This window comes from Kerstersia sp. (assembly GCF_052103615.1).
GTDB lineage: Bacteria > Pseudomonadota > Gammaproteobacteria > Burkholderiales > Burkholderiaceae_B > Kerstersia.
This window is the reverse complement of sequence record NZ_JBQEKA010000031.1, coordinates 22,239-34,642: the sequence shown is the minus strand read 5'-3', so window position 1 is coordinate 34,642 and position 12,404 is coordinate 22,239. Positions and strand designations below refer to the sequence as shown.

The following is a 12,404-nucleotide window of genomic DNA, read 5'->3' as shown; positions in this document are numbered from 1 at the left end:
GCTGGGGGGTGTGGTCAGTGAAATTCCGGCGGTGATTGAACGCCCCAACGGCAAGATTGAACTGGCGCCGCCCATCATGAAGGTGGTCGATAAAGTACGCCATGTGCGCGATATCCAGCTGGCGGATTTCCAGTTCCTCAAGACCCATGTAACGGCCGGCTCGGTGCCCAAGGTCACGATTCCGTCGCCGACCATGCTGCACTTCCGTGGCGGGCGCGCAGGCATCAGCAAAGAGCACTACCCGGTGCTGGACCCTGATTTCTATGATGACGTGGCGCAGGCTTATGCCGACGAACTGCATTCGCTGGCGGCCGCGGGCTGCAATTATGTGCAGATGGACGACACCAATCTGGCCTATCTCTGTGACGAACGCATGCGTGAAGCGGCCCGTCAGCGCGGCGACGACCCCAATGAGCTGCCGCACCGCTACGCCGACTTCATCAACCGCGTCGTGGCGCGCAAGCCTGCCGGCATGCGCCTGGGCATTCACCTGTGCCGCGGCAATTTCCGCAGCACGCACGCAGCTGCCGGCAATTACGAGCCGGTTGCCGAAGCGCTGCTGGCGGAAATGAACGTCGATGCGTACTTCCTTGAGTACGATGATGACCGTTCTGGCGACTTCCGTCCCTTGCGCTTCCTGCCCAAGAATAAGGTGGCGGTGCTGGGCCTGATTACGACCAAATTCGGTGAGATGGAGTCCAAGGATGCCATCAAGCGCCGCATCGACGAAGCCGCGCAATATGCGCCGCTGGAACAGCTGGCCCTGTCGCCGCAATGCGGTTTCAGCAGTACCGTGCACGGCAATGATATTGCTGTTGCGGCCCAGCGCCAGAAGATGCAGCTGGTCATGGACGTCGCCCGCGACGTCTGGGGCGATGCCTGAGTATTTGCGCAAGACTGAGCTCGCAGCCCATGGTTTTTGCTGGTAAGGATTGAGCGGGCCCAAGGGCAGGCCTGGGCCCATCAGGCCCAGCCCGTCCGCTAAAACTCGTCGGCCAGATACCTTAGGGCTTAAAAAAAAAACAGGCCGGAAAGCCATGCTTTCCGGCCTGTTTTTTATCTTGGGCGGCTGATCCCGGCCCGCTCAGGCGGATTTGCGTTTGCCCCGGCTGATGTAAGGGTGCGCATTGACCTTGTCCACCTGTTCATGCATCACATTCAGCAGGCGGATAAGCGTGTTTTGCTCTTCAGCCGTGAAGCGGCTGAGCAGCAGTTTTTCTCTGGCAGAGGCCACCTGGAAGACCTCATCATGCAGTGTGTGGCCCTTTTCCGTGAGATGGACCAGCAGGCGTCTTGCGTCTCTTTGGTCAACTTCGGTATGGACCAGGCCATCCTTCTGAAGCAAGGCCAGGGAACGGCTGACCACGCTTTTGTCCAGGCCGATTACTTGGCAAATGCGCTGAGCCGGGATGCCGTTTTCTACGGCCAGCATCGATAACACACGCCATTCCACGACGCCGATGCCGAAATTTTCCCGATAGAGCAGGGATGCGCCTGCTGACAGCTTGTTAGCGATAAAGGTGACTAATCCCGGCACATAACGGTCGAGATCAAGTTTCTTCGTGGAACTCATGCGTAGTCGTCGTCCTGAAGGGGCGTTGCGCGCCGGATCCTGCATCAAGCAGAGCCAGAACCTGGCGCGCCGGTTGCTCCAATAGCCCCCATAGCCCTGGTAGCCAGCTGCTGCCGGTATGGCACATCATAAAGCGAGTGGCAAACAGCATACCCTGATTCGGGCTGCCGTCATGCGCCAGGCCTGGGCGCCAGCGGCCCTGAGCATGCGGGGGAAGGGGATCTGACAGAAATTGGGCAGCACCGATACTAGGGTAAATATGGTTGCCTACGCAACCAATTGGAATTTAAATATCGTTGTGTAGGCAACTAATATTTGTGTGTGGAATCCCGACATGATGACTTTGACCGTCACGCAGAAAACGCGTGAAGCCGATGATGTGTTCAGCTTCCAGCTGGCCGCCAGCAACGGCCAGCCCTTGCCAGCTTATGAAGCAGGCGCTCATATAGATTTGCATCTGCCGCAAGGCCAGGTGCGGCAGTACTCCTTATGCATGCCCTCAGGGGCAGGGCAGCCCGGCAGTTATACCGTGGCAGTGCTGCGCGACCCGGCTTCCCGGGGCGGGTCGATTGCCCTGCACGATCAGATCCGTGTCGGCATGACGCTGATGGCCAGCCCGCCGCGCAATTTGTTCGCGCTGGTGCCGCACGCGCAGAAAACGCTGCTATTTGCCGGCGGCATCGGCATTACTCCCATTCTTTGCATGGCTCAGGAACTGGCGGCCAGGCAGCAGGATTTCGAGCTGCATTATTGCTGCCGCAGCCGCAGCAAAGCGGCATTCGCCGACTTCCTGGAGAGCAGTGCGTTCGCAGGCCGCGCGCACCTGCATTTCGATGATGTTTCCCCGCTGGATGTGCAGGCCTGTCTTAAGCCGCCGCAAGCGGGGCAGCATTTATACGTGTGCGGGCCCAATGGTTTTATGCAGCATGTGCTCACCTCAGCCAGTTTGTGCGGCTGGCCGGAAACACAGCTGCATCGCGAGCACTTTGCGGCCGTACCGGCGAGCCGTCCGCAGGCGGACATCGCTTTCGAGGTAGAGATTGCCAGTACCGGCGCGGTCCACCTGATTCCGCCAGAGCGCTCTGTTTTTGAGGTGCTCGATGAGGCTGGCATCTCTTTGCCCGTGTCATGCGAACAAGGTGTCTGCGGCACCTGTGTCACGAAGCTCATTGCCGGCACGCCGGATCACCGCGATCAATACCTGACGGCAGCCGAACACGCGCGCAATGACTGTTTTACGCCTTGCTGTTCGCGGGCTTTATCGCCGCGGCTGGTTCTTGATATCTAACACACACGACAGGAGAAAGTCCCCATGTCTTTGGCAACGCTTGCGCCCGCTGAGGCGCCATCGCACACCGTTACGCTTCCCGCTTCCCCGTTTCCCTTGAACCAATGGTACGTCGCCGCGCTATCTTCGGAACTGAAGGATAAGCCGCTGGGCCGCACGCTCTTGAACCGGCCAGTCGTCCTCTTTCGTCTGGGAGATCAGCGGGTGGCGGCGCTGGAAGACCGCTGCTGCCATCGCGCCTTGCCGCTTTCCGATGGCACCGTGGAGCACTGTGGCGTGCGCTGCGGCTACCATGGCCTGTTATATGACGCGACCGGCCAATGCATCGAGATTCCGGGCCAGGAAAAGATTCCGTCGCGCGCCAGGGTGAGCGCGTACCCGGTGCAGGAACGCGACGGCATTGTCTGGATGTGGTTTGGCGCGCCGGATCAGGCCGAACCGCTATTCGACGCGCCTGCCTATGACATCCATAGCTCCGGCAAATACGTCTATGGCGGTGACGTCTATCACTACCAGGCGCCGTATCAGCTGATCCACGATAACTTGCTGGATCTCAGCCATCTTGGTTACGTCCACCTGAAGACGATAGGCGGCAACGCCAAGATACACATGAATGCCGAGATGAAAGTCGAGAGCGATGACGAGTCTGTCCGGGTGACGCGCTATATGCTGGATTCCGAACCTCCGCCCACTTATACGGCGGCGTATCCCTTCAAGGGGCGGGTGGACCGTTGGCAGGAAATCGAGTTCCGTTTGTCCCATATCCTGATCTGGACAGGGGCGGTGGACGTGGGTACCGCCAGCATGGACGACCCGCAGCGCGACGGTTTTCATATGCGCGGTTTTCATGGCATTACGCCCGAAACCGAGACGACCTGTCATTACTTCTGGACGATGGCGACCAATCCGGTGGGCGATGTGGAAGGCATATGCGCCAAAGTCCTGGAGCAAACCATCATGACGTTTGACGAAGATAAAGTCGTCATTGAGTCCCAGTACGCCAACATGCTGCGTTGCGGCAAGAAGCCGATGATAGATATTCATGTGGATGTGGGCGCCAACAAGGCGCGGCGCATCATCGAACTGGCCAAGTCCCGCAACGGCGCTTAAGTCTTTCTGGCGCTGCCCGGCCATGTCTTCACATGGCCGCATACGCCTGTATCCGTTCTTCCCGTTTTTCCCGTTACTTCCGTTACTCCCGTCCCTGAGCCTGCGCTGCGCCGTGATACGGCAGCGCAGGACGACGCGTGCCTGACGCCTCAGCGCGCGCATGCTTATCGAGGTTCCAATATGAGCAAACCTATTCATGAGCTGATGGATGAGAAGTCCATGAGCCGCTTTCAGTGGGGCGTGATCTCCCTGTGCTTTCTCATCAATATGCTGGATGGCTTCGATGTGCTGGTGATGGCATTCACGGCTGCGTCAGTCGCGAGCCATTGGTCATTGAGCGGTATCCAGCTGGGCTATCTGCTGAGCGCCGGTCTGGTCGGCATGGCCTTGGGCTCCTTGTTTATCGCGCCCTGGGCCGATCGTTTCGGGCGCCGTCCGCTGATTATGTTTTGCATTGCCGTCGCCGGTAGCGGCATGGTGGCGTCGGCCTATGCGCAAAGCCCTGTGCAACTGGGTGCCTTGCGTTTGCTGACCGGGCTGGGCATAGGCGGCATTCTTGCCAGCAGCTATGTGATTGCCGGTGAATACGCGTCCAAGAAATGGCGTGGGCTGGCGATCAGCTTGCAGGCAACCGCGTATGCGCTGGGCGCCACGATAGGCGGTATTGTCGCGGCCTGGATTATTCCCGCCATGGGCTGGCCGTCCGTGTTTCTGTATGGCGGCCTGACGACATTGGCGACCTTGCCCATCATGGGCTTATGGCTGCCGGAATCGCTGGACTTCCTGCTGGGGCGGCAGCCGCGCGGCGCGCTGCTAGCGGTGAACCGTCTGCTGGGCAAGGTGGGCTTGCCCGGCATCAACACCTTGCCGGCGGCCGGCGCCAATCGGGCACAGGCCGCGCGTGCCGGGGTGGGCAGCCTGTTCGCGCCTGGTTTGCTGCCATCCACGCTCTTGATCTGGTGCGCCTTCTTCCTAGTCATGCTGGGCTTTTATTTCGTGATGAGCTGGACGCCCAAGCTCATGGTCAGTGCCGGTTTATCCAATCAGCAGGGCATTACCGGCGGCGTGCTGCTGAACGTAGGCGGCATCGTGGGCACATCGCTGATCGGCCTGCTTGCCGCGCGCTTCGCCTTGCCGCGCCTGCTGATGATCTACATGCTGGCAAACTTCTGTCTCATGTATGGGTTTGTCCGCTTGCTGGGCGAGCTGAATATGGCGTTTGCAGCGGCCTTGCTGATCGGTATCTTCGTCAATGGCTGCGTGGCCGGCTTGTATGCGCTGACGCCATCAATCTACCGCTCCACGCAGCGGGTGACAGGTTTAGGCTGGGCCATCGGCATGGGCCGGGTCGGCGCTATCGTGTCTCCGCTGCTGGCGGGGCGCCTGATCGATGCGCAATGGGCGCCTGCCGAGCTGTTCAGCGTTTTTGGTTTGGCATTTGTGCTCGGCGCGCTGGCCATAGCGGTCCTGCCCTGGGCGCAACGGCGGTCACACCGTCAGCCCCAGTCACAGGGTCAACCTCAGGGCTAACCACAGGGCTAACCACAGGACTAAAACCACAGAGCCAGCCTTAAAACATGCCACCGGAGCCGCTGCCCGCCAGCCTTCAGGCGGGACAGGCATCCTCTTGGGCGGGGGCGCTGCTGCCGGGAAACCCGTCACTGGCAAGGGATAAATCCGGCGCGCAGGAAGAACTGTGCGAGAATCGGTTTCATTCAAGACCATTCCATGAAAAGCGCGGCCACGCTGTCGCGCCGTTCACCATCGGGGCACTCCCTTTTGGTCTTCTATTTGTGGTTCCCTATTTTTGGTTCTCTATTTTTCTACCCAGCGAGACATTCCGATAATGAGCAATCCGTCTGATGTGGCTAGCGGCGCCCTGGAACTTTTGTTGTCCCGACGTTCGAATTCCTTGCTGACGGCGCCGGGGCCCGACGCCCGCGAACTGAATTTGATCCTGCAGGCAGCGGCCCGGGCGCCTGACCATGCTTCCTTGCGCCCCTGGCGTTTTCGCGTGATTGAAGGGGAGGCCATCGGCCGGCTGGCCGATTTTGTCATTGCCGCGGTAAAGGCCGCTGGTGATGCCCGCATGACCCCGGAAAAAGAACATGCGGTTCGTGCCTGGCTGGCCAAGGTGCCGCTGGTGGTCGCGCTGGGGCACGAAATTCATCACGACCACCCCAAGGCCCCGGAATGGGAACAACTGGCAGCCGCCAGCGCGGCCGTGATGAATATGCTGAATGCGGCCCACTTCCTGGGCTATGGCGCATTTTGGAGCACGGGTTTGGGAACCGCCGTCGAAGAGGTGCAGGAAGGCCTGGGCTTCGATCCGCTGTCCTACCGTTTCATGGGCTATCTGGTGATAGGCACGCCTGCCGTGCCGGCGCAGGGCTCGGCCAGGCAGGCGCCTGATGCCTACGTCAGCCCTTGGACGGCGCCTGAAGGCCTGTAATGATAGGGCATTCCGGCCGCTGATCCCCGTGGCAGTTGCTGGCCAGATGAGCCAGCGTATCGGCCATCTGTTCCAGGGCCAGCGCCTTGGCGCGCAGCTCCTGGATATGCGCCAGCGCCAGTGTTTTGACATCGGCGCTGGCGCGGGACGTATCCTGCCAGAGCTGCACCAGGCTGCGCATTTGTTCGACGGAAAACCCGAGGTCGCGGGCGCGCCTGAGAAAACACAGGGTATGAACGTCCTGGTCCCGGTAATTGCGGTAGCCAGCAGGGCTGCGCTGTACCTCGGGCAATAAACCCGCGTCCTCGTAATAGCGGATCATTTTGGCGGAAATTCCGCTGGCTTTAGCTGCTGCGCCGATATTCATGCTTGTCCTCCGTTGGCAGGGGCGGGTTGGGGGCGCCAGGCCTTCAGGCGCAAGGCGTTCACCACCACGAAAACACTGGAAAGCGCCATGGCCGCTGCGGCAAACACGGGTGACATCAGCAGACCGTAGGCCGGATACAGCACGCCAGCGGCCAGCGGAATGAGGGCGGCGTTATAGACAAAGGCCCAGAACAAGTTCTGGCGGATGTTGCGCATGGTGGCGCGTGAAAGCGCGATGGCATTTGCCACCCCGGCCAAAGAGCCGGACATCAGCACCACACCGGCAGATTCCACCGCAATATCCGCGCCGGTGCCAATGGCGATGCCAACATGGGCAGCAGCCAGCGCCGGGGCGTCATTGATGCCGTCGCCCACGAACGCGCAGCGCTTGCCTGCGGCCTTGAGCTGGGCCAGCACCGCCACCTTGTCCGCCGGCAACGCCTGGGCATGGACTTCGTCTATCCCCAGGCTGGCAGCAACCGCTTCAGCGGTACGCTGGTTATCTCCGGTCAGCATGACCAGGCGAATGCCCTGCGCATGCAAAGCCTGCAAGGCGGCCGGGGTGTCATCCTTGAGCGGATCGGCGACGGCAACCAGGGCAGCCATACGGCCATCTATGGCGACATAGAACGGCGTATTGCCTTTGGCGCCCCATTGATCCGCCAGCGCTGCCAGTTCAGGGTCCATGGCGACAGCGCGATCCTGCATCAGTTTTGCAGCGCCCGCGAGCACGGCATGGCCATCGACGCTTGCCGCCAGGCCGGCGCCGCTGATGGCTTCAAACCCGTCAACCTGGCCGAAGGTCATGCCGCGGGCCTGGGCCGCTTGCACAATGGCATGGGCAATGGGGTGTTCCGAATGGCTTTGGGCGCTGGCCAGCCATTGCAGGACTGCGGTTTCGTCAAAACCTGCCGCGACCTGCATATGCGTGAGCGCCGGTTTGCCTTGCGTCAGCGTGCCGGTTTTATCGAAAACCACTGTATCTATTTCGCGCAGGGTTTGCAGGGCATCCCCCTGACGGAACAGAATGCCCAGATCGGCGGCGCGGCCTGTGCCGACCATAATGGACGTTGGCGTGGCCAGCCCCATGGCGCAAGGGCAAGCCACGATCAGGACCGCGACGGCATTGACCAGCGCGAAATCAAAGCCCAGGCCAGGGGCCAGCAGCATCCACAGAACCAGCGTCAGAATGGCGATCGTCATCACGGCCGGGACGAACCAGCCTGTGACTTTATCCACCAATGCCTGCACCGGCAGGCGGGCGCCCTGAGCCTGTTCGACCATGCGGATGATTTGCGCCAGCGTGGTGTTTTCACCGGTGCGCGTGACTTCAATATCCAGGCTTCCATGGGTATTGAGCGTCGCGCCGGTCACACTATCTCCCGCCTTGCGGGAAACCGGCAGGGGTTCGCCCGTCAGCATGGATTCATCTATATGCGATTCGCCCTGGCGGATGACACCATCGAGCGGAATTTTTTCGCCGGGGCGCACGCGAAGCAGATCGCCGGTATGGATGTTGGCAATATCCACATCTTCGATGGCGCCGTCAGGCAGAATACGCCTTGCTGTGCGTACCTGCAGGCCAACCAAACGGCGGATGGCCGCGCCGGTGCGGCCCTTGGCGCGCGCTTCCAGCATCTTGCCCAGCAGAATCAAGGTCACAATGACGGCACTGGCTTCAAAGTAAATATGGCGCGAGGCCTCGGGCAGCCAATGCGGCGCCAGTGTTGCCACGACGGAATACAGCCAGGCTGCGCCGGAACCGACCGCCACCAGGGAGTTCATATCAGGCGTGCGCTGCCAGAGCGCACGCAGGCCATCGCGGAAGAAATGACGGCCAGGGCCGGCCAGCACCAGGGTCGTCAGAATGCCTTGGATCCAGGCATTGCGTTGCGCGCCCAGCGTGTGCTGAACCAGATCGTGGATAGCGGGCACCATATGGCTGCCCATCTCCAGCAGGAACACAGGCAAGGTCAGAATGAGAGCGGTGAGAAAGGCGCGCTTAAGCCGTTGCCGCTCCTGTTCCTGGCGCGCGCTTTGCTCGGCGGCAACGCGTTCGCGGTCAACAATGACGCTGGCGGGATAGCCGGCCGCGGTGACGACGGCCGCCAGCGCCTCGGGTGAAGCGCCGCTGGTTTGCATGCGTATGCTGGCGCGTTCGGTAGCCAGATTGACATTGGCTTCCAGGACGCCGGGTTGCGCGGCAAGTTTTTTCTGTACACGGTTGACGCAGGACGCGCAAGTCATGCCATCAATGGCAAGCTCGACGGCGAGTGTGGCGTCACGGTGATCGGCTTTCGTACTCATGACTTTCTCCGGGGCAGGAATCCAGGTAGTGCTGTTGCGATGTTGGGGCAATGAAGCGCGTTGGCCTGAAGGCCGGGGCTTGCGCTGAGGCACGCGGCCAACACGATTGCCAGGCTTGTATTGTCAACCTTCCCATAATGATAAGGTCAAGCGCTTTATTACGGCTGGCACGGCGGGGCAGGGGCTGGGATAGAATGAACCGATGCCCTGATGGAAGAGGGTGCTGCAAGCAACGGAGAAAATGACATGGCAATACTGCAATACCAGGTTCCCGATATGAGCTGCGACCACTGCGTGCGCGCCCTGACTGGCGCGATTCAGGAAGCAGTGCCGGGCGCGCAGGTGCAGGCTGACCTCGCCGCCCATACGCTGACAGTGACCGGCACGACGGATGCTGCCGCCGTGGAGCGCGGCATTGCTGCGGCAGATTACGACTTTACCCGCAAGGAGGCGTGAGCATGGCGCGAATGGTGGATGTCGCCGTGATCGGCGCTGGCACGGCCGGACTGGGCGCCTATCGCAGCGCACGCGATCAGGGGGCCAGTGCCGTCCTGATCGAAAACGGCCCGTTTGGCACCACTTGCGCGCGCGTGGGCTGCATGCCGTCCAAATTGCTGATTGCAGCGGCAGAGGCCGCTCATGCGGCGCGGGATGGCGCTCCATTCGGGGTGCATGTGTCAGGGTTGCGGGTAAACGGTGCCGAAGTGCTGGCGCGTGTCCGGCGCGAGCGGGATCGTTTCGTGGGCTTTGTGCTCAAGGGGATGGAAAGTATTCCCGCGGCGGACGTATTGCGCGGCACGGCGCGATTCACCGCGCCTGGCGTTCTGGCGGTCAGCGGCCAGGAAGAGGAAATTCACGCCAGGGCCGTGGTCATCGCGACGGGCTCGGCGCCTTTTATCGCGGATGAGCTGAGCGGTCTGGGAGACCGTGTGCTGATTAATGACAGTCTGTTTGAATTGCCCGACCTGCCGCGCAGCATTGCCGTGTTCGGGCCAGGCGTCATCGGGCTGGAACTGGGGCAGGCCCTGCACAGGCTGGGTGTGCGTACCCGTCTCTTCGGAGCGCGCGGCAGTCTGGGCGGCATCAGTGATCCGGCGGTCAAGGCAGCCGCATTGACCGCCTTCAAAACTGAAATGGCGCTTGATGTCCGTGCCCAGATGCAGGAAATCAGGCCGGACAATCATGGCGTTTTCATCCGTTTCCTGGATGACGAAGGCCGCGAGCAGGAAGAACACTTCGAATATGTGCTGGCGGCGACGGGCCGGCGCCCGAATCTTGCCGCGCTGGATCTGCCCAAAGCAGGATTGGCGCTGGACGCGCGCGGCCGTCTGGCCTACGACCGCAACACCCTGCGTGCCGGTGATAGCGCCGTCTATATTGCTGGCGATGCCAATGGCGACTTGCCGCTATTGCATGAAGCCAGTGATGAGGGCCGCATAGCCGGGCGCAATGCGGCGCGCCACCCCCAGGTAGAACCGGGATTGCGGCGTGCCGGCCTGAGCGTCGTGTTTTCCGAGCCGCAGATTGCCAGTGCCGGCAAGCGCTACAGCGAGCTGGAACAGGCAGGGGTCGAGTTCGTGATTGGCGAGGTCGATTTTGGCGACCAGGGGCGGGCACGCGTCATGCGGCGCAATGCCGGTTTGTTGCGGGTGTACGCGCAACGCAGCAATGGCCGCCTGCTGGGCGCGGAACTGGCAGCGCCAGCGGCCGAGCATTTGGGGCATTTGCTGGCCTGGTCGGTGCAGCAGCAGATGACCATCGGGCAAATGCTGGAGATGCCGTTTTACCATCCAGTCGTGGAAGAGGGCCTGCGCACGGCCCTGCGTGACGCGCAGGCCAAGCTGACCCGGGCAAGCTGACCCGGATAAGCTGACCCACCCATGCGGAAACTTCAGCCTTGGGCTGGAGGCATAACGATCAAGGCCAGGGCGTGGTGAGCGCCCTGGCCTTGATGATTTTTGGCTGCCGGAACGGTCTCCGGCAACCTGAGCAGAGATGAACTGCTTTATTTGTTTTTGGTTACCAGACCGTAGATGAAGAGCACGATGATGGCGCCGATCACGGAAGCAATCCAGCCTGCTGCCTGCCCAGCTGCATACAGCCCCAGGCTGCGGCCCAGGAACCCGCCGACGAGAGAGCCGACAATACCGAGAATGGCGGTCATGATAATGCCCATGTCCTGCCTGCCGGGCATGATGGCGCGGGCAATCAGGCCCACGATGAAACCGACCACAATCATGATGATGAAATCCATGCATTTCTCCTGTCTCGTACGTGATGGTTTGCCAAGGGTGGCAACCCTGACCTGATGATAGCAGCATGCGGGAATGACTTTTATGACCAGGCGGCGGCTGCGCCAGCAGGCATGTAAATGAGTGTGAGAACCTTTGTATGCGCGCTTTCTGCTGCGCCCGCCCAGCCGCCCGCGGATCTGGCTAGCGGTTGTGCCGCTATGCCCGGCTTGCCATGAGACAGGCCATATGCCGGTTTCCTCCTGGGAAAAAGCAGCATCTTGGCGTCGTCTGGAAGAGACAGTGTATTGTGCTTCCCATATTATTACCCGGGTTTTATTTACTTGTATTATTACCCGGGTAATAATTGATCCTGTCATGAAACAGGAGTCTCAAAATGACAAAGTTACTTGCAAACACATACACGACTTTCGCAGGGCACCGCCGCCTTGCTTCCGGGGCGCTGGCTGAGAACGCCCTGGCTGCCTGGCGGGCCAGGGCGGCGCAAGACCCTGCTGCCTTATTGACCTTTGATGATGCGACGGGCCGCACGGTAGAGGTCAATCTTCAAGGTACGGAACAGGAGGTCGCGGCGCGCTTTGAGACGGCTGCTATCACCGTCAAGGCCGCCGCGCCGGAGCCGCAGGATGAAGCAGCAGATGCGGCAGAACCGGCCGGTGCCGGACAGCGCGGCCGCGGGCGTCCTAAGCTCGGGGTGGTGGCCCGCGAAGTGACCTTGCTGCCCAGGCATTGGGAGTGGCTGGCAACGCAGCCTGGCGGAGCCTCGGTCGCACTCAGGAAATTGGTCGAAGACGCACGCCGCACAGGCGCGGCAAAAGACCTGCGGCGTCAGGCGCAGGAGCGGGCCTATCACTTCATGTCTGCCGTGGCTGGCGATCTGCCCGGCTATGAAGAGGCAACCCGGGCGCTTTTTGCCGGTGATGCGCTGAAGATGTCCGAGCAGATATCCGCCTGGCCTGAGGATGTGCGCGCCTATGCGCTGCGCCTGGCATTTGGCGATACCTCCGCCTGAAAACAGGGCGGCACAAGAAAAAAGGCCTGCGGCAATTTGCCGCA

Annotated in this window: 12 protein-coding genes; 8 read left to right on the top strand and 4 right to left on the bottom strand. The window is 61.2% G+C overall.

What is annotated here, in order from left to right; all coding sequences use genetic code 11:
• Positions 1–883, top strand: an 883-nt coding sequence (locus ACTJGZ_RS08800; RefSeq protein ID WP_441662557.1) for a 5-methyltetrahydropteroyltriglutamate--homocysteine S-methyltransferase, incomplete at its 5' end; no start/stop codon positions are given.
• 201 nt (positions 884–1,084) lie between these two features.
• On the opposite strand, the gene ACTJGZ_RS08795 is transcribed toward ACTJGZ_RS08800, so the two are convergent.
• Positions 1,085–1,618 carry a MarR family winged helix-turn-helix transcriptional regulator gene (locus tag ACTJGZ_RS08795; protein ID WP_441662558.1) on the bottom strand — a complete coding sequence of 178 codons (534 nt, stop codon included), beginning with the start codon at positions 1,616–1,618 and terminating at the stop codon, positions 1,085–1,087.
• Positions 1,619–1,907: 289 nt separating this feature from the next.
• Here ACTJGZ_RS08795 and ACTJGZ_RS08790 point away from each other — a divergent pair, with 289 nt between their 5' ends.
• The 4 genes from ACTJGZ_RS08790 to ACTJGZ_RS08775 all read left to right on the top strand — a co-directional run bounded on the left by ACTJGZ_RS08790 (position 1,908) and on the right by ACTJGZ_RS08775 (position 6,423).
• Positions 1,908–2,861, top strand: a complete 954-nt coding sequence (locus ACTJGZ_RS08790) for a PDR/VanB family oxidoreductase (protein WP_441662556.1) — start codon at positions 1,908–1,910, stop codon at positions 2,859–2,861.
• Positions 2,862–2,885: 24 nt separating this feature from the next.
• Positions 2,886–3,971, top strand: coding sequence for an aromatic ring-hydroxylating dioxygenase subunit alpha (locus tag ACTJGZ_RS08785; RefSeq protein ID WP_441662555.1), 1,086 nt, complete (start codon positions 2,886–2,888; stop codon positions 3,969–3,971).
• A 180-nt stretch (positions 3,972–4,151) separates the two neighbouring features.
• Positions 4,152–5,501: an MFS transporter gene (locus ACTJGZ_RS08780; RefSeq protein ID WP_441662554.1), complete on the top strand. Its 1,350-nt coding sequence runs from the start codon at positions 4,152–4,154 to the stop codon at positions 5,499–5,501.
• A gap of 316 nt (positions 5,502–5,817) precedes the next feature.
• On the top strand, positions 5,818–6,423 hold the full coding sequence (locus tag ACTJGZ_RS08775) for a nitroreductase family protein (protein WP_441662553.1): 606 nt from the start codon (positions 5,818–5,820) through the stop codon (positions 6,421–6,423).
• Here ACTJGZ_RS08775 and cueR read toward each other — a convergent pair.
• A complete protein-coding gene (gene cueR, locus ACTJGZ_RS08770; protein ID WP_068372150.1) occupies positions 6,392–6,790 on the bottom strand; it encodes a Cu(I)-responsive transcriptional regulator in 399 nt (132 codons plus the stop codon). The two genes, ACTJGZ_RS08775 and cueR, sit on opposite strands and share 32 nt — an antisense overlap.
• Positions 6,787–9,096, bottom strand: a complete 2,310-nt coding sequence (locus ACTJGZ_RS08765) for a heavy metal translocating P-type ATPase (RefSeq protein WP_441662552.1) — start codon at positions 9,094–9,096, stop codon at positions 6,787–6,789. The genes cueR and ACTJGZ_RS08765 overlap by 4 nt, the downstream gene beginning before the upstream one ends.
• A 246-nt stretch (positions 9,097–9,342) precedes the next feature.
• Between ACTJGZ_RS08765 and ACTJGZ_RS08760 the strand changes: the two genes are divergently transcribed.
• Together ACTJGZ_RS08760 and ACTJGZ_RS08755 are read left to right on the top strand one after the other, a co-directional pair.
• Positions 9,343–9,552, top strand: coding sequence for a heavy-metal-associated domain-containing protein (locus ACTJGZ_RS08760; protein WP_068372539.1), 210 nt, complete (start codon positions 9,343–9,345; stop codon positions 9,550–9,552).
• A gap of 2 nt (positions 9,553–9,554) precedes the next feature.
• On the top strand, positions 9,555–10,955 hold the full coding sequence (locus tag ACTJGZ_RS08755; protein ID WP_441662551.1) for a dihydrolipoyl dehydrogenase: 1,401 nt from the start codon (positions 9,555–9,557) through the stop codon (positions 10,953–10,955).
• A gap of 146 nt (positions 10,956–11,101) precedes the next feature.
• Here ACTJGZ_RS08755 and ACTJGZ_RS08750 read toward each other — a convergent pair whose 3' ends face one another.
• The gene (locus tag ACTJGZ_RS08750) at positions 11,102–11,350 is read right to left on the bottom strand and encodes a GlsB/YeaQ/YmgE family stress response membrane protein (RefSeq protein ID WP_068372157.1); all 249 of its coding nucleotides are present in this window, start codon (positions 11,348–11,350) and stop codon (positions 11,102–11,104) included.
• Positions 11,351–11,724: 374 nt separating this feature from the next.
• Between ACTJGZ_RS08750 and ACTJGZ_RS08745 the strand changes: the two genes are divergently transcribed.
• Positions 11,725–12,360, top strand: a complete 636-nt coding sequence (locus ACTJGZ_RS08745; RefSeq protein ID WP_441662550.1) for a DUF2239 family protein — start codon at positions 11,725–11,727, stop codon at positions 12,358–12,360.
• Positions 12,361–12,404: the final 44 nt, after the last annotated feature.